Below are 16,420 nucleotides of genomic sequence, written 5' to 3' on the forward strand. Positions count from 1 at the left end.
ATGGGAGCGGTGAACCACTTGTCCGACAGGTGAGGACCGGGCGAGGCGCGTGAGCCTTCCAAAAATTGCAAATCTGCGCTAACCTATGTCAACGTCGCGGCGCGTTTTGCCGGGCGTCCGGGAGATTTATATGACGACCAAGATCATGATGGGCTTCGCTGCGGCGGCTGCACTCGTTTCGACACAGGCCGTTGCGGCACCCGTCGCACCGACCAATTCCGCCCTGTCGCTGTCGACCGCCAAGAGCGTCCGCTCGGGCACCTCGGCACAGCGCAAGAACAAGCTCGCCGGCACCGGCGCGATCGTCGTCGGCGTGTTGGCAGCAGGCGCCGTCGTCGGCGCGATCATCGCCATCTCGAACGACGACGATTCCGACAGCAACTAAGCAACTGGACGCGAGGGCCGGCTACAACTCGTCGGCTTTTTCGTCTCGCAGGCATAACGCGGCAACCCGGATCGGGCATGCCGCGTTATGCTCGCACGCATGATCAAGGTTGCCAGCTACAATATCCACAAGGGCATCGGGCTCGACCGTCGCCGCAACCCCGAGCGTGTGGTCGAGGTTCTGCGCGAGATCGATGCGGATGTGATCGCGCTGCAGGAGGCGGATCGCCGCTTCGGCGCCAAGGCGTGCGTCTTGCCGCACCACCTGCTCGACGAGCATAGCGACTGGGTCCCGGTCGACTTCGGCCTGCGATCGCTCAGCATGGGCTGGCACGGCAACGTCATCCTCGTCCGCAAATCCGCAACGATCGTCGATTGCGAGGCGATCCACCTCCCCTCGCTGGAGCCACGCGGCGCCGTGATGGCCGACGTGCGATTGCCCGGCGGCACGATCCGTGTGCTCGGCATGCATCTCGACCTGTCGGGGCTGTGGCGGCGCAAGCAGGCGGCGGCGATCATGAACCATGTCGATACCTGTGCGCATCGCCACCCCACGGTCCTGATGGGCGATCTCAACGAATGGAGCGCGGGCGCCGGATGCCTGCGCGATTTCGGTCGTGATTATGCGTTCGCCGAAACCGGCGCGAGTTTCCATTCGCGCCGTGCGGTCGCTCGGCTGGACCGGATCATGGTGTCGCGCGAACTGAAGGTGGTCGAATGCGGCGTGCACGGCAGCCCCGCCGCCCGGAAGGCATCGGATCATTTGCCGATCTGGGCTATGCTGGAGCCCGTATAATCGAACACCGACAGGCAGACGGGACGAGGATCTAGAATGCGCGAGAAGGAACTGCGGCTGGCGCTCGTCTGCTATGGCGGGATCAGCCTGGCGGTCTACATGCACGGGATCACCAAGGAGATCTGGCGGCTGGTCTGTGCGAGCCGGGCGTTCCACGATGGCGAGGCCCCCAAGAGCGGCAGCCAGGGCGTGTATCACGCGCTGCTCCAGGAGATCGAGGATCATGCCGCGATCCGGGTGCGCGTGCTCGCCGACATCATCGCCGGCGCGAGCGCGGGCGGGATCAACGGCATCTTCCTCGCGCAGGCGATCGCGACCGGGCAAAGCCTCGATCCGCTGACCGACCTGTGGATGACGTCAGCCGATGTCGAGGCGCTGATTGATACCGAGGCGGCGCCGAAATCGCGCTTCTCGAAGGCGTGGGCGATGCCGCTCGCATGGATGGCGGCGGGGCGGAGCACGGACAAGGTCGAGGCGCTCGACGAACCGACCCGCGAGGAGGTGCGGACCAAGCTGTCGCATTTCATCCGGTCGCGCTGGTTCGAGCCGCCGTTCGGGGGAAAGACCTTCACCAATCTGCTGCTCGACGCGTTCGACGCGATGAACGCGAGCGAGCGCGGGCCGCGGCTGTTGCCGCCGGGCCAGCCGCTCGACCTGTTCGTGACGGTGACCGATTTCTCGGGGCATCCCGAGCGGTTGCAGCTCAATTCGCCGGCCGAAGTGGTCGAGACCGAGCACCGGCTGGTGGTCGACTTCACCGACAATGGCGGCGCGTGCCATACGCTGGCACCGCCAGCGGAACTGGCGTTCGCGGCACGGGCGACGTCGAGTTTCCCCGGCGCATTCCCGCCGTTCACGGTCGCCGAACTCGATGGGGTGCTGAAGGATCGCAAGATCGCCTGGCCGGAACGCGGCGGGTTCCTCGCGCGTGTGCTGCCGCGTCACACCGCGGCGAACGCAGCCGAGAGCGCGGTGCTGATCGACGGGTCGGTGCTCGCCAACGCGCCGTTCCGTCCGGCGCTCGATGCGTTGAAGGAACGGCCGGCGCGGCGCCAGATCGACCGCCGCTTCATCTACATAGACCCCTCGCCCGGCATCAAGCTGCGGCTCAATCGCGGCGAGGGCACGCCCGGCTTCTTCCAGACCATCATCGGCGCGATCAGCGATATTCCCCGCCAGCAACCGATCCGCGACAATCTGGAGGCGATCGCCGAGCGGTCCGCGCGGATCGACCGGATGCGCGGCATCGTCACCGCGATCCGCCCCGAGGTGGAGGCGGACGTCGAATCGCTGTTCGGCCACACGCTGTTCCTCGACCGACCCACCGCGCCCCGCCTGATCGCGTGGCGGCGGCGCGCACAGAAGGCGGCGGCGGCAAGTTCGGGATACGGTTTCGTCGCCTATGGCCACCTGAAGCGCAGCGCGGTGATCGAGACGATCGCCACGCTGCTCTACGACGCCGGGCGCCACCACAGCCCCCGGCGACTGACCCAGATCCGCGCCGCGATCGTCGCGCATGTCGTCGCGGCGGGCGCGGATCAGCTCGGATCGGGGTTTGCGAACGGGGCAAGTCCTGCCTCGATCGCGTTCCTGCGGACCTTCGACATCGGCTTTCGCATCCGTCGACTGCGCCTGATGGCGCGGCGCCTGTCGGAGGTCGAAACCGCGGCGGACGAGCCCGAGCTCGGGCCGATGCGCGATGCAATCTACGAATCGTTGTCACCCTATCTCGATCGGCTGCGGGCCGAGATGCATGTCGGGATGCATGATGCGGTCCGCGCGATGAAGGGCGATGCGACCGCGGTGCTCGACACGCTCGGCCGGACATTCGATCTGGAGCGGCTCGATGCGGAAACCGATCGGCGGCTGGCGGAGGCGTTCGCCGCGCTCGCCAAGCCCGCGCGCCGGACGCTGTTGCTCGCCTATCTGGGCTTTCCGTATTTCGACACCGCGACCTTGCCGCTGTTGCAGGGCGAAGGGCTGGACGAGTTCGACCCGATCAAGGTCGACCGGATCGCGCCCGACGATGCCACCGCGATCCGATCGGGGGGCGCGGAGGCGACGTTGAAGGGCATCCAGTTCGGCACGTTCGGCGCGTTCTTCAGCCGTGCCTACCGCGAGAACGACTATCTCTGGGGCCGCTTGCACGGGTCCGAGCGGATGATCGACATCACCGTTTCCACCCTGCCACAAACCGTGCGGATGAAGCCGGGGCGCGTCGCCGCGGTCAAGCGCGCCGCCTTCCTCGCGATCCTCGACGAGGAGGAACCGAGACTGACCGCGATCCTGCCGCTGATCGCGCAGTTGCGGACGGAGATCGGCTAAAGCTGGCCAAACGGCCTCCGTGGCGGTAGCTCTGCGTCACTCGCAGCTTCGGCTGCGGGCGAAGATATAGAGGTGGCCGCATGCAGTTCCTGAAAATCCTGTTCTGGTGCCTGCTGGCGTTCGTCGCCGCAGTGTTCACGATATCGAACTGGAATGCGGTCCAGATCCAGCTCTGGGGCGGGCTGATCGCCGACGTGAACCTGCCTCTGCTGCTGTTCGTGACGTTCCTGGTCGGGTTCGTTCCGACCATGCTCTATAACCACGCGATCCGATGGCGACTGCGCCAGCGCCTGTCGACCTGCGAGCGCGAACTGATGGAACTGCGCACGCCGCGGCCCGAGCCGGTGGCGCTGGTGCCCGCCGATGCGCCCGCGGTGCCCGTGACTCCGGTGACGATCGCCCCGCTCGGCGCGCCGACCGCCGTCCCGCCGGGCGTGGCGTAATGAGCAACCGCATCTACGTCGCGCTCGACACACCCGATCTGGCGCGCGCCAAGGCGATGGCGACACGCGTCCGCCACCATGTCGGCGGGATCAAGCTCGGCCTCGAATTCTTCTCCGCGCACGGCCAAGCCGGCGTGCATGCGATGGCGGAATTCGGGCTGCCAATCTTCCTCGATCTCAAGCTGCACGATATTCCGAACACCGTCGCCAAGGCGGTGCAGGCGCTCGGCCCGCTCGAACCCGCGATCCTGACGGTGCATGCGAGCGGCGGCCGGGCGATGCTCGAGGACGCGAAGGCGGCGGCACCGATCGGCACCAAGGTGATCGCGGTGACGATGCTGACCAGCCTCGACGCCGCCGATCTCGCCGCGACCGGCGTCGTCGGCAGCGCGCACGACCAAGTCTCGCGGCTGACCGAACTCGCGTGCGAGGCCGGCGTCGACGGCATCGTCTGCTCGGGTGCGGAGGTCGCGGCGGCCAAGGCGATCTGGCCGAAGGGGTTCTTCGTGGTGCCCGGCGTCCGTCTGCCGGACGGCCACATCGGCGACCAGAAGCGCGTCGTGACACCGCGGCAGGCGCTCGATGCGGGCGCGTCGATCCTGGTGGTCGGCCGTCCGATCACGCAGGCCGAGGATCCCGATACAGCCGCAAGGGCGATGGCCGCCACGCTCTGAGCGGACGCTACGAAGTCGGTTCACGCTCCGTTGGCCAAGGGGCACTGAAGGAAATCCATGACCACCGCCAAGATCTGCGGCCTCTCGACTCCTGCGACGCTCGACGCCGCGATCCGGCACGGCGCGAGTCATGTCGGGTTCGTGTTCTTCCCCGCGTCGCCGCGCCACGTGACGTTCGCCAAGGCCGCCGAACTCGCGGCGCGTGTACCGGGTCATGTCGCCAAGGTCGGCGTGTTCGTCGATCCCGAGGACGAGATGCTCGAACAGGCAGTCGCCTCCGCCGCGCTCGACGTGCTGCAACTTCATAAAGTGACGCCCGCACGGACCGCCGCGATCCGCGCGAAGTTTGGGATCGAGACGTGGGTAGCCGTTGCGGTGCGCACGCGGGGCGATCTGGATGCGGCGCATGGCTTTACCGGAGTCGCCGACCGGATACTATATGACGCCAAGACCCCGGACTCGGCCGCATTGCCGGGCGGAATGGGCTTGCGGTTCGACTGGGACCTGCTCGACGGGTTCAAACATCCCCTGCCCTGGGCGCTATCGGGAGGACTCGATCCGGGCAACGTCGCCGAAGCAATCCGCCGCACCGGCGCCGAACTCGTCGACGTGTCGTCGGGGGTCGAAAGCGAGCCCGGTATCAAGGACGAAACCAGGATCGCGTCGTTTCTTACGGCTACCCGCACCTGAATTGTTCCCCCGCGAAGGCGGGTGCCCAGACTGTATCCCCGCCTTCGCGGGGATACACTTTGCGAGGATAGAGGGGCTTGGCGCGACACTTCGAAGTGCTAAAGCGCTCCACATGAACGCTCCAACCCTCGCCCCCAACTCCTATCGCGCCCAGCCCGACGAGCGCGGCCATTTCGGTGATTTCGGCGGCCGCTATGTCGCCGAGACGCTGATGCCGCTCGTCCTCGAACTCGACGAGGCGTATCGCGCCGCCAAGGCCGACCCCGCCTTCAAGGCGCAGTTCGACGACCTGCTCGAACATTATGTCGGCCGCCCGAGCCCGCTCTACTATGCCGAGCGCCTGACCGAAGCGCTCCGCGAGTCCGCCCCCGAGGGCATGGGTGCGCAGGTCTGGTTCAAGCGCGACGAGCTCAACCACACCGGCGCGCACAAGATCAACAACTGCATCGGCCAGATCCTGCTCGCGATGCGGATGGGCAAGACGCGGATCATCGCCGAGACTGGTGCTGGCCAACACGGCGTCGCCACCGCGACGGTCTGCGCGCGCTTCGGCCTGCCGTGCGTGATCTACATGGGCGCGAAGGACGTCGAGCGTCAGGCGCCCAACGTGTTCCGCATGAAGCTGCTCGGCGCCGAAGTCCGCCCGGTCACCAGCGGTGCGCACACGCTGAAGGACGCGATGAACGAGGGCATGCGCGACTGGGTCGCGAACGTCCACGACACCTTCTACATCATCGGCACCGCCGCCGGCCCGCACCCGTATCCCGAGATGGTACGCGATTTCCAGAGCGTGATCGGCACCGAGGCGCGCGCGCAGATGCTCGAGCGCGTCGGTCGCCTGCCCGACATGCTGGTCGCGGCGATCGGCGGCGGCTCGAACGCGATCGGGCTGTTCCATCCGTTCCTCGACGATGCCGACGTGCAGATGCTCGGCGTCGAGGCGGCGGGCCATGGTCTGGACAAGCAGCATGCGGCGAGCCTCGCGGGTGGATTCCCCGGCGTTCTCCACGGCAACAAGACGTACCTGTTGCAGGACGAGGATGGCCAGATCACCGAGGCGCACTCGATCTCGGCCGGGCTCGACTATCCGGGCATCGGTCCCGAGCACGCTTGGCTCCGCGACATCGGCCGCGTGCAATATGACAGCGCGACCGACACCGAAGCGCTCGACGCATTCCAGCTGCTGTGCCGGACCGAGGGCATCATCCCCGCGCTGGAGCCATCGCACGCGATCGCTACGGTGACCAAGAAGGCGCGCGAGATGCGGCAGGACCAGATCATCCTGGCCAACCTGTGCGGCCGCGGCGACAAGGACATCTTCACCGTGGCGGAAGCGCTCGGGGTGGCGATATGATCGCCGCATCCTTCCCCCCTCCCGCAAGCGGGAGGGGCCGGGGGTGGGCTCGCGCTCACACCGGCGGCACCGCGGGTTCGGGCCCCATTCTCGCAAATGACATCACTAGCGGAAGCCGGGCGCCCACCCCCAGCCCCTCCCGCTTGCGGGAGGGGGGCAAGTGAGCCGCCTCGCCGCCACCTTCGCCCGCACCGCCGCCGCCGGCCGTGCCGCGCTTGTCGCGTTCGTCACAGCGGGTGATCCGACCACCGAGGCCACCGGCCCGATCCTCGATGCGCTCGTCGCCGGCGGCGCGGATGCAATCGAACTCGGCATGCCGTTCACCGATCCGATGGCCGACGGCCCCGCGATCCAGGCCGCGAACATCCGCAGCCTCGCGCAAGGCACCCGCACTGCGGACATCCTGGCCACCGCCACCGCATTCCGCGCGCGCCACCCGGACGTGCCGCTGGTGCTGATGGGCTACGGCAACCCGATGCTCCGGCGCGGTGCGGACTGGTTCGCCGAAGCCGCCGCGAAGGCCGGCGTCGACGGCGTGATCTGCGTCGACGTACCGCCCGAGGAAGACGACGCGCTCGGCCCGCAGTTGCGCGCGGCCGGGATCGACCTGATCCGCCTCGCAACGCCCACCACCGACGCCGCCCGCCTGCCGACCGTGCTCGATGGCGCCAGCGGGTTCCTCTATTACGTCTCGGTCGCCGGCATCACCGGGCTCCAGCAGGCCCAGCAATCCTCGATCGAGGACGCCGTCGCTCGCCTCAAGGCACAGACCGACATCCCGATCGCGGTCGGCTTCGGCATCCGCACCCCCGAACAGGCGGCCAACGTCGCCCGCGTCGCGGATGGCGTCGTGGTAGGCTCGGCGATCGTCGAACTGGTCGCACAACACGGGGCCGCTGCGGCCGAGCCGGTCCGCGCCTATATCAAGTCTCTCGCCGACGCCGTCGCGTCCGCACGGAAGGTTCCCGCATGAGCTGGCTCAACAGCGTCCGCAACGTCCTGCCCTTCGTCGCGAAGCGCGAGACGCCCGAAAATCTCTGGCACAAGTGCAAGGGCTGCGGGCAGATGGTCTTCACCAAGGAGCTCGAGGACAATCTGTACGTCTGCCCGAAATGCGATCACCACGACCGCATCGGGCCGAAGATCCGCTTCGCGCAACTGTTCGACGAGGGCAGCTGCAGCGAACTTCCGGCGCCGAAGGTGCCCGAGGATCCGCTCAAGTTCCGTGACCAGAAGCGGTACACCGATCGCCTCAAGGCGGCGCGGACGGATAACAGCGAGCAGGACGCACTGATCAACGCGCGCGGGAGCATCGACGGCCACCGGGTCGTGGTCGGCGTGCAGGATTTCGGCTTCATGGGCGGCTCGATGGGTCTGGCCGTCGGTGAAGCGTTCGTCCGCGGCGTCGAGGCGGCGATCGAGGACCGCGTGCCGTACGTGATCTTCACCGCATCGGGCGGCGCGCGCATGCAGGAGGGCATCCTCAGCCTGATGCAGATGCCGCGCAGCACCGTCGCGATCCAGATGCTCCATGACGCCGGGCTCCCCTACATCGTCGTGCTGACTGATCCCACCTCGGGCGGCGTGATGGCGGCGTATGCGATGCTCGGCGACGTCCAGATCGCCGAGCCCAAGGCGACGCTCGCCTTCACCGGCCGCCGCGTGATCGAGAGCACGATCCGCGAGAAGCTGCCCGAGGATTTCCAGACGTCGGAATATTATCTCGAGCACGGGATGATCGACATGGTCGTCCACCGGAAGGACCTGCGAGAGCAGCTCGGCACGGTGATCGGCTATCTCAGCGCGCGCGAAGCGGCTTGATCGCTACTCCCTCTCCCCTCCGGGGAGAGAGCCGGGGTGAGGGGCTGCCAAGCAGTGCGCCGCCCGGAACTGCCCCTCACCCCAGCCCTCTCCCCGGAGGGGAGAGGGAGCCTAGAAGAATGCCCGACCACGCCGTTTCCTCGTCCCCCGCAGTGCAAGCCCAGCTCGATCGGCTGACCGCGCTCTCCCCCGGCGCCGACATCCTCGGCCTCGAGCGCATCACCGCGCTCCTGACCCGCCTCGGCGACCCGCATCTATCGCTCCCCCCCGTGTTCCACGTCGCCGGCACCAACGGCAAGGGCTCGACCTGCGCCTTCCTCCGCGCCGCGATCGAAGCCGCGGGACACAGCGTCCACGTCTATTCCTCCCCGCACCTCGTCCGCTTCAACGAACGCATCCGCCTCGCCGGATCGCTGATCGACGACGACCTGCTCGCGGCCCTGCTGTCGGAAGTCCTCGACCAAGCCGCCGACCTGCAAGCCAGCTTCTTCGAGGTCACCACCGCCGCCGCCTTCCTCGCCTTCGCGCGCACGCCAGCGGCAGCGACCATCGTCGAAGTCGGCCTCGGCGGCAGGCTCGATGCGACCAACGTCATCCCGAACCCGGTCGTCACCGGTATCGCCGCACTCGGCATCGATCACCAGTCGTTCCTCGGCGACACGCTGCTGGAGATCGCCGGCGAAAAGGCGGGCATCGCCAAGTCCGGCGTGCCGCTCGTCACGATGGACTATCCCAAGGCCCTCCGCGCGAAAATCGCGTCAGTCGCCGAAGCGGCCGGCGCCCCCGTCCACGCGCGCGGCACCGCCTGGACCAGCGAGACCGCGCGGTCGACCGTCCGCTACGAGGACACCGGCTTCTCGCTCGTCACCAACCGCCCCCGCCTCGTCGGTGCGCACCAGTCGCGCAACCTCGCGCTCGCGATCGCGATGCTGCGCCATCAGGGCGCGCTCCACATCCCCGAAGCCGCGATGCGCGCCGCCGCCGACTGGGCGCAGTGGCCAGCCCGGATGCAGCGCCTGTCCGATGGCCCCCTGCTCGCACGACTGCCCGCGGGCAGCGAACTCTGGCTCGACGGCGCGCACAATCCCAATGCCGCCCAGCCGGTCGCACAGGCGCTGCGCCGGATCGCGCAAGGCCGGCCGGTGACGCTGGTCATGGGCATGCTCGCCAACAAGGATGCAAACGCGGTGCTAAGGATCCTGTCGCCATCGCTGGCCCGGGTGATCGCGATCCCCGTCGAGGGCCATGCGCATTATGCGCCAGACGCGCTGGTCGGGATCGCAGCGCGGTACGACATTGCGGGGCGGACCGCGGCGAGCATCCCGCAAGCGCTTGATCTGGCAGCCGACCATGGTCCGGGCGTCGTCCTGATCGCGGGCTCGCTCTACATTGCGGGTGAAGCGCTCGTCGGGAACGACCAACTGCCCGACTGATCTCTTATTGCTATTGACTATCAATAACTAACCGGCGACGTTGTGGGCGACCACCACGGAGTCGTGTGAATGACCGATGTTCGAACCGCTACCGCCGTCCTCCCGCATGCGCTGCCCGAGTGCGAGAATGCGCGGATCGTATTGTTTGCGATGCGGCGAATGGGCGCGAACGGCCTCGCCGACGCACGCGCCGCGCATACGCTGCTGACCGCATTCGGCCAGGGCTTCCGGCGGCCGCTGGTGCTCCTGCGCGCGCTGATGGCCGACCTTGCGGGCACATCGTCGGGGACGATCGCGATCGCGCCATGCTGTTGCGCGCGGATGACGCCGGCCGAGGCGGCGATGCTGACGATCATCGCGCGGGTCGAGATCGCGCCCGATGCGGCGCGGTTGCTGATGGCCGACCTGCTCGGGGTGCGCCGCGTCGATGGCGTGCTGGCAAGCGCCGCCGCGGTGGCCGCCGCGTTCGCCGACGAAGGACGTCCCGTTACCGCCTGATCCGCCCAGTCATCGGATCGGACCGGCAGCAGCCTCCAGGCCAACCGCGATCGCGGAGGGCCGGGGCTGGCATCCTCGGCGACAGACAGCCCTCGCTCAATACCCCAGCGAATGCGCCGCCGTCAGCAACAGCCAATACAGCCCGCCGGACAACAGCATCGCCACCGGCAGCGTCATCACCCACGCCAGCGCCATGTTCATCACCGTACGCCGCTGCAACCCCGCCCCGTTGGCGACGCTCGCGCCAGCGACACCCGACGACAGGATATGCGTGGTCGACACCGGCATGCCGAAATTCACCGCCAGCAGGATCGTCGACGCCGCGACGAGTTCCGCGGACGCGCCCATGCCATAGGTCAGGTGCGTCTTGCCGATCCGCTCGCCGACCGTGACGACGATCCGCTTCCATCCGACCATCGTGCCCAAACCCAGCGCAAGCGCGACGGTCACCTTAACCCAGGTCGGGATGTACCGCGTGCCCTGTTCGAGCTTGCCGCCATAGTCCTTCAGCGTCGTGATTTCCTGCGCGGTAAACCGGCCCTGCGCGGCCTTGTCGGCGGCGATCAGCTTGGTCGTATCGAGCACGAGGTACATGTCGTTGCGCAGGTTCGGCGTCGCTGCCGCCGGCACCTTGCCGAGCGAGCCATAGCCCGCGATCCGGCTCGACACGTCGTCCGACAGCGTCGCCAGCGCACCGTATACGACCGGATCCGCGACCCGCTTCGATTTCAGCGCCTGCGTCACCGTCGTGCGCGCCGCGCCGACCGTGGCGGGCGCGCCGTTGGCATGCGCGAGATAGGCCGCCGACGCCGCCTGCGCCGCCTGGACGAAGGCAGGCGTCGCGCTCTCGGGCATCGTCCGGTTGAGCGCATAGGCGGTTGGCGCGCAGCCGATCAGGATGAGCATGATCAGCCCCATGCCCTTCTGCCCGTCGTTGCTGCCATGCGCGAAGCTGACCGCGGTGCAGGTGCCGATCAGCAGCGCCCGGATCCCGCGTGGTGGCGGCGTCTGGCCCTCGGGCGCCTCGTACAGCGCCTTGTCGCGGAGGAAGCGCTTCATCACCAGCAGGAGTAACAGCGCGCCGACGAAGCCGACGACCGGACTGAACGCGAGCGCGGAGAGGACTTTCCAGACCTGCGCCATGTCGACGCCCGAGGTCCCGTCCGCCCCGCCGCCGCTGATGAGCTGGTTGGCGAGGCCGACGCCGAGGATCGAGCCGATCAGCGCATGGCTCGACGAATTGGGCAGCCCGACCGCCCACGTCGCGAGGTTCCACACGATCGCCGCGAGCAGCAGCGCGAAGATCATCGCGAACCCGCCGACGCTGCCGACGTTGAGGATCAGGTCGACCGGCAGCAGCGTGACGATCGAATACGCCACCGCGCCCGATGACAGCATCACGCCGAGAAAGTTGAAGAACCCCGACCAGACGACCGCGAGCGGCGCGGGCATCGAGTGCGTGTAGATGACCGTGGCGACTGCGTTGGCGGTATCGTGGAACCCGTTCACGAACTCGAACCCGAGCGCGATCAACAGCGCGAGCGCGAGGAACGCGAACGCCCCGCCCGCCAGGCTCTCGCCGACCTGCGCGGTGTCGAACGCGATGCTGAACCCGGCATAGGCAAGCCCGCCGATCAGTACCGCGAGGAAGATCCACCGCCCCGCCGGATGGAGCGCATGGTCGAGCTTGGGACCGGTGCGCGGCACCGACGCCGAGGGAGCCGAATCAGCCGGCGTCGCGTCGAGAGCAAAGGTGGAAGTAGCCATGGAGGTGCAGTCGGCCCTTACGATGACAATCTTATGACAGATGCAGATCAAGCGCTGGTCGGGCCTGATTTGAGACGTAGGGTACCTTGTATCCTCCCCCGCCAGGGGGAGGTGGCGCCAAAGGCGACGGAGGGGGAGGACACGTCACAGAGGTTACCCCTTCCTCCCCCTCCGTCTGGCAAACGCCAGCCACCTCCCCCTTGCGGGGGAGGATCGTTCGGCCGGCATCCTTGGATTTCAGTCAGCCCGCGCGCGGCAATTCAACGCGCCACATCGATGCTGGCGAGCTCAGTCCCGCTACGCCCGAGCAACGCCGCCATCTTCACGCCAGCATCCGCCGTCATTTCCATACGGCACCGATGCGCATCGGCGAACGCATCGAGACCGGACGAGTGCGGCTGGCACGCGTCGGCGATCGCCGATCGCAGCCGGCGCTGGAACGCAGTCCGCCCCGTGTCGCTGGTCAGGTCGAGCCCGGCGCGCGATACGCGCATCGATACCGGCTCGCGAACGGAACTGGCCGATGCGCCCGTCGAAAACAGACACGCGCCGACGATCGCCGCCGAAGCGACGCTGATGAAAAGCTTCATGATGATGGTCCTCGTTGGTCCTGCGGTCCGCAGGCGATGGCCCGCGGGCGACGGCGCCTGCGCGACGGGATACCGTTCTGGGTGCGGTATCTCCGACGACGAACCTCGTCGCTGCGCATCCCCTAGACGCGCTTCATGACGCCCACGCGACGGTTCGGCGACGTTTCAAAGGTTGCCCCACCGGCCACCGTTCCCTACCTGTTCACCGGTGAACCAGATCGCCCAAACGTCCGCGCCGCAAGCCGAGCCCCCCTATCTCCGCGGCCTTAATCCGCCGCAGCGTGAGGCCGTGCTGACCACCGACGGCCCGGTCCTGATCATCGCCGGCGCGGGCACCGGCAAAACCGCGGCGTTGACCGCGCGGCTCGCGCACCTGATCTTCACGAAGAAGGCGTGGCCGTCGGAGATCCTGAGCGTCACCTTCACCAACAAGGCCGCGCGCGAGATGCGCGAGCGCGTCGGTCGTCTGGTCGGCGATGCGGTCGAGGGCATGCCGTGGCTCGGCACCTTCCACGCGATCGCCGCCAAGATGCTGCGACGTCACGCCGAACTGGTCGGGCTGCAATCGAATTTCACGATCCTCGATACCGACGATCAGTTGCGGTTGCTGAAACAGCTGATCCTCGCCGCCGACATCGACGAGAAGCGCTTCCCGACGCGCAGCCTCGCCGGGCTGATCGACCAGTGGAAGAACAAGGGCCTAGTCCCCGCCGACATCGATGCGGGCGAGTCCGAACGCTACGCCAACGGCCGCGGCGGCGAACTGTACCAGCAGTACCAGACGCGGCTGATCGCGCTCAACGCCTGCGATTTCGGCGACCTGCTGCTGCACATGCTCGTGATCCTGAAGACGCACCGCGACGTGCTCGCGCAGTATCAGCAGCGCTTCAAATATATCATGGTCGATGAGTATCAGGACACCAACTCGTCGCAATATCTCTGGCTGCGGCTGCTCGCGCAGGAGCGCAAGAACATCGCCTGCGTCGGTGACGACGACCAGTCGATCTATTCGTGGCGCGGCGCGCAGGTCGAGAACATCCTGAAGTTCGAGCGCGACTTTCCGGGGGCGAAGGTCATCCGGCTGGAGCAGAATTACCGCAGCACGCCGCACATCCTCGGCGCGGCGTCGGGCGTGATCGCCAACAATGGCGGGCGGCTCGGCAAGCAGTTGTGGACCGAGCGCGATGTCGGCGAGAAGGTGAAAGTCATCGGCGTCTGGGACGGCCCCGAGGAAGCGCGCCGCGTCGGCGAGGAGATCGACATCGTCCGCCGCTCGGGCAAGTCCTTGGACGAGGTCGCGATCCTGGTCCGCGCGCAGCACCAGACGCGCGAGTTCGAGGACCGCTTCATCGCGATCGGCATGCCGTACAAGATCGTCGGCGGCTTCCGCTTCTACGAACGCGCCGAAATCCGCGACGCGCTGGCGTACCTCCGCGTGGTCAACCAGCCCGCGGACGACCTCGCCTTCGAACGCATCGTCAACGTCCCCAAGCGCGGCCTGGGGGACAAGGCGGTCGCACGCATCCACCAGCTCGCACGCGCCACCGGCACACCGCTGACCACCGCCGCCGCACGCATCCTCGACACCGACGAACTGACCGGGGCTGCGAAGAAGTCGCTCGGTCGGCTGGTCGGCGACATCGCCCGCTGGCGCGACATGGCGACTAGCCTGCCGCACGCCGAACTCGCCCGCCAATTGCTCGACGAGAGTGGCTACACCGCGATGTACCAGGCCGAGAAGTCGGTCGAGGCGACCGGCCGGCTCGAAAATCTCAGCGAACTCGTCCGCGCGATGGAGGAATATGATTCGCTCGGCGCGTTCCTCGAACACGTCTCGCTGGTGATGGACAACGAGGGCGGCGCGCAGGATCCGCAGGTCACGATCATGACCATCCACGCGGCGAAGGGCCTCGAATACGACACGGTGTTCCTAGTCGGCTGGGAGGAAGGCCTGTTCCCGTCGCAGCGCTCGCTCGACGAAGGTGGCGTGAAGAGCCTCGAGGAAGAACGCCGCCTCGCCTATGTCGCGATCACGCGCGCACGGCGTCTCGCGGTCATCATCCACGCCGCCAACCGCCGCATTTACGGCCAGTGGAACTCGTCGATCCCCTCACGCTTCGTTGCCGAACTCCCCGCCGAACACATCGACACGGAAACCACGATGTCCGGCGGTGCGAGCCTGTGGCAAGCCAACTGGTCCGACCGCGCCGATCCGTTCGCCGACGTCGCCCGCGGCACCGGCCGCGGTCCCGGCTGGCAGCGTGCGTCAGGCACCGGCAGCACCTTCTCCACAAAACCCGCCCGCGTCGTAGAAAGCCGGTCCAGCGCGATCAGCCTCGGCAACAAAGGCCGCGACGACCTCTCGCTCGGCATGCGCGTATTTCATCAAAAATTCGGCTACGGCGCGATCGCCGAGATCGAAGGCAACAAGCTGGAGATCGACTTCGAACAGTCTGGGCGGAAACGGGTGATGGATAGCTTCGTCACCATAGGCTGAAGTAAAGCGTCGACATTCGTTCGATGCAGAACCGGACGGATCTTTTTTCCGCACATTCCCGTAAACTTGCAAATCTACGGTAATTTTGAGATTATCCCCCCAAGACTTCGAGTCGAGGACGGATACATGTCGGGTAACAAGCGAACGATTCCTGAGATACGCTCTCGACTTCGTGAGATTGCAGACGAGCACGGCATCGAAGAACTTCACGATCTAGCCGACGAAACGTATCGCAATTCGCCCGTCACGCGTGCCTCGGTGCGAAGCGCGCATTTTACGTCAGAACTCGCGGAAGATATTAGAGTATACGCTGCGAGGTATCCGAAGCTACATCAACGTGACGTAGCCCAGAAATTCAACGTAAATCCCGGGCGCGTTTCCGAGGCGTTGACCCACCAAATGTAGACCAATCATGAGATGATCGATTTGGGAGGCGATCAAGCCGCCACTCGTTCAACCTCGATTTCGCCTTCACGCGCCCGCGCCTGCGCCAGATCATACGCCGCCTGCATCCGCATCAGCGTATCCGCCTGCAACCCGAACGCCTTCTCGAACCGGATCGCCATTTCGGCCGACAATCCTGCGCGACTTCCCAGCAGGTTGCTCATCGCCTGTCGCGTCACGCGCAGCTTGGCGGCTGCGTCCGTCACGCTCAACCCATGCGGCGTAACGATTTCGGCGCGCAGCCATGCGCCGGGGTGGACCGCGAAGCTTGCATGCAGCTTGATTGCCATCAGTGATAATCCTCCAGATCGATATCCTCGACGCCACCGGCATCGTTGATCCGAAACGTCATCCGCCAGTTCTTCGTCACCGTCAGCGACCATAGACCGGCGCGATCGCCGGTCAGTCGATGCGCGTCGAAATTGGGCGGTACGGCCAGTTCGTCGACGCTCTCCATCACTGCGATATACGCCAGCATATGACGCAATCGATCGACAAGGTTGCCCGGCAACCCCTTGGCCCGACCGTTTTCGGCAAACGACCGCAAGGCCTTATGCCGAATGGAGTCGATGACCATCCCCGATGCTGCGCCGGACTCGCCTTGACGTCAACCGACAAGTGACGCTTTACGCGCCTCCGTGGGTTGCGTCCCCAAACCTGTACCGCAGCCGACAATCCCGTTCAGGAACGATGTCTCTCGACAG

General features: G+C 66.8%; 16 protein-coding genes. 12 read left to right on the forward strand and 4 right to left on the reverse strand.

Annotated features, from left to right (window positions below):
• The first annotated feature begins 130 nt into the window (after positions 1–130).
• The 11 genes from VH567_RS03155 (at position 131) to VH567_RS03205 (ending at position 10,418) form a co-directional block, all read left to right on the forward strand.
• Positions 131–385 carry a hypothetical protein gene (locus VH567_RS03155; protein WP_423323094.1) on the forward strand — a complete coding sequence of 85 codons (255 nt, stop codon included), beginning with the start codon at positions 131–133 and terminating at the stop codon, positions 383–385.
• 99 nt (positions 386–484) lie between these two features.
• Entirely contained in the window at positions 485–1,180 is a 696-nt protein-coding gene (locus VH567_RS03160) for an endonuclease/exonuclease/phosphatase family protein (RefSeq protein ID WP_423323096.1), read from the forward strand.
• A gap of 36 nt (positions 1,181–1,216) precedes the next feature.
• Entirely contained in the window at positions 1,217–3,505 is a 2,289-nt protein-coding gene (locus VH567_RS03165) for a patatin-like protein (protein WP_423323097.1), read from the forward strand.
• Positions 3,506–3,585: 80 nt separating this feature from the next.
• The gene (locus VH567_RS03170; RefSeq protein WP_423323099.1) at positions 3,586–3,948 is read left to right on the forward strand and encodes a hypothetical protein; all 363 of its coding nucleotides are present in this window, start codon (positions 3,586–3,588) and stop codon (positions 3,946–3,948) included.
• Positions 3,948–4,622: an orotidine-5'-phosphate decarboxylase gene (gene pyrF / locus VH567_RS03175; RefSeq protein WP_423323101.1), complete on the forward strand. Its 675-nt coding sequence runs from the start codon at positions 3,948–3,950 to the stop codon at positions 4,620–4,622. The genes VH567_RS03170 and pyrF overlap by 1 nt, the downstream gene beginning before the upstream one ends.
• Positions 4,623–4,679: 57 nt before the next feature.
• On the forward strand, positions 4,680–5,312 hold the full coding sequence (locus VH567_RS03180) for a phosphoribosylanthranilate isomerase (protein ID WP_423323103.1): 633 nt from the start codon (positions 4,680–4,682) through the stop codon (positions 5,310–5,312).
• A gap of 112 nt (positions 5,313–5,424) precedes the next feature.
• Positions 5,425–6,666 carry a tryptophan synthase subunit beta gene (gene trpB, locus VH567_RS03185; protein ID WP_056486842.1) on the forward strand — a complete coding sequence of 414 codons (1,242 nt, stop codon included), beginning with the start codon at positions 5,425–5,427 and terminating at the stop codon, positions 6,664–6,666.
• A 160-nt stretch (positions 6,667–6,826) separates the two neighbouring features.
• A complete protein-coding gene (trpA, locus tag VH567_RS03190; protein ID WP_423323105.1) occupies positions 6,827–7,639 on the forward strand; it encodes a tryptophan synthase subunit alpha in 813 nt (270 codons plus the stop codon).
• On the forward strand, positions 7,636–8,487 hold the full coding sequence (gene accD / locus VH567_RS03195) for an acetyl-CoA carboxylase, carboxyltransferase subunit beta (RefSeq protein ID WP_254686890.1): 852 nt from the start codon (positions 7,636–7,638) through the stop codon (positions 8,485–8,487). Before trpA ends, accD begins: the two co-directional genes overlap by 4 nt.
• Positions 8,488–8,606: 119 nt before the next feature.
• On the forward strand, positions 8,607–9,920 hold the full coding sequence (locus VH567_RS03200) for a bifunctional folylpolyglutamate synthase/dihydrofolate synthase (protein ID WP_423323107.1): 1,314 nt from the start codon (positions 8,607–8,609) through the stop codon (positions 9,918–9,920).
• Positions 9,921–9,989: 69 nt separating this feature from the next.
• Positions 9,990–10,418, forward strand: coding sequence for a DUF6628 family protein (locus VH567_RS03205; RefSeq protein WP_423323108.1), 429 nt, complete (start codon positions 9,990–9,992; stop codon positions 10,416–10,418).
• Between the two features lie 96 nt (positions 10,419–10,514).
• On the opposite strand, the gene VH567_RS03210 is transcribed toward VH567_RS03205, so the two are convergent.
• Positions 10,515–12,185, reverse strand: coding sequence for an inorganic phosphate transporter (locus tag VH567_RS03210; protein WP_423323110.1), 1,671 nt, complete (start codon positions 12,183–12,185; stop codon positions 10,515–10,517).
• A gap of 260 nt (positions 12,186–12,445) precedes the next feature.
• Positions 12,446–12,775 carry a UrcA family protein gene (locus tag VH567_RS03215; protein WP_423323112.1) on the reverse strand — a complete coding sequence of 110 codons (330 nt, stop codon included), beginning with the start codon at positions 12,773–12,775 and terminating at the stop codon, positions 12,446–12,448.
• A 217-nt stretch (positions 12,776–12,992) separates the two neighbouring features.
• Here VH567_RS03215 and VH567_RS03220 point away from each other — a divergent pair, with 217 nt between their 5' ends.
• A complete protein-coding gene (locus tag VH567_RS03220; protein WP_423323709.1) occupies positions 12,993–15,272 on the forward strand; it encodes an ATP-dependent helicase in 2,280 nt (759 codons plus the stop codon).
• Positions 15,273–15,709: 437 nt separating this feature from the next.
• Here the strand turns inward: VH567_RS03220 and VH567_RS03225 are convergent, their stop codons facing one another.
• Positions 15,710–16,006, reverse strand: coding sequence for a HigA family addiction module antitoxin (locus tag VH567_RS03225; RefSeq protein ID WP_423323114.1), 297 nt, complete (start codon positions 16,004–16,006; stop codon positions 15,710–15,712).
• Positions 16,006–16,293 carry a type II toxin-antitoxin system RelE/ParE family toxin gene (locus tag VH567_RS03230; RefSeq protein ID WP_423323116.1) on the reverse strand — a complete coding sequence of 96 codons (288 nt, stop codon included), beginning with the start codon at positions 16,291–16,293 and terminating at the stop codon, positions 16,006–16,008. The genes VH567_RS03225 and VH567_RS03230 overlap by 1 nt, the downstream gene beginning before the upstream one ends.
• Positions 16,294–16,420 lie beyond the last annotated feature (127 nt).

The organism is Sphingomonas sp. 4RDLI-65, from assembly GCF_049472435.1.
Taxonomy (GTDB): Bacteria; Pseudomonadota; Alphaproteobacteria; order Sphingomonadales; family Sphingomonadaceae; genus Sphingomonas.

What these genes read in the sequence shown, in the direction of transcription:
- VH567_RS03180 (WP_423323103.1), top strand. Translation starts at nt 4,680, where the DNA reads ATGACCACCGCCAAGATCTGCGGCCTCTCGACTCCTGCGACGCTCGAC.
- VH567_RS03155 (WP_423323094.1), top strand. Translation starts at nt 131, where the DNA reads ATGACGACCAAGATCATGATGGGCTTCGCTGCGGCGGCTGCACTCGTT.
- VH567_RS03215 (WP_423323112.1), bottom strand. Translation starts at nt 12,775, where the DNA reads ATGAAGCTTTTCATCAGCGTCGCTTCGGCGGCGATCGTCGGCGCGTGT.
- trpB (WP_056486842.1), top strand. Translation starts at nt 5,425, where the DNA reads ATGAACGCTCCAACCCTCGCCCCCAACTCCTATCGCGCCCAGCCCGAC.
- VH567_RS03205 (WP_423323108.1), top strand. Translation starts at nt 9,990, where the DNA reads ATGACCGATGTTCGAACCGCTACCGCCGTCCTCCCGCATGCGCTGCCC.
- VH567_RS03165 (WP_423323097.1), top strand. Translation starts at nt 1,217, where the DNA reads ATGCGCGAGAAGGAACTGCGGCTGGCGCTCGTCTGCTATGGCGGGATC.
- VH567_RS03225 (WP_423323114.1), bottom strand. Translation starts at nt 16,006, where the DNA reads ATGGCAATCAAGCTGCATGCAAGCTTCGCGGTCCACCCCGGCGCATGG.
- VH567_RS03230 (WP_423323116.1), bottom strand. Translation starts at nt 16,293, where the DNA reads ATGGTCATCGACTCCATTCGGCATAAGGCCTTGCGGTCGTTTGCCGAA.
- VH567_RS03170 (WP_423323099.1), top strand. Translation starts at nt 3,586, where the DNA reads ATGCAGTTCCTGAAAATCCTGTTCTGGTGCCTGCTGGCGTTCGTCGCC.
- VH567_RS03210 (WP_423323110.1), bottom strand. Translation starts at nt 12,185, where the DNA reads ATGGCTACTTCCACCTTTGCTCTCGACGCGACGCCGGCTGATTCGGCT.
- accD (WP_254686890.1), top strand. Translation starts at nt 7,636, where the DNA reads ATGAGCTGGCTCAACAGCGTCCGCAACGTCCTGCCCTTCGTCGCGAAG.
- pyrF (WP_423323101.1), top strand. Translation starts at nt 3,948, where the DNA reads ATGAGCAACCGCATCTACGTCGCGCTCGACACACCCGATCTGGCGCGC.
- VH567_RS03200 (WP_423323107.1), top strand. Translation starts at nt 8,607, where the DNA reads ATGCCCGACCACGCCGTTTCCTCGTCCCCCGCAGTGCAAGCCCAGCTC.
- VH567_RS03160 (WP_423323096.1), top strand. Translation starts at nt 485, where the DNA reads ATGATCAAGGTTGCCAGCTACAATATCCACAAGGGCATCGGGCTCGAC.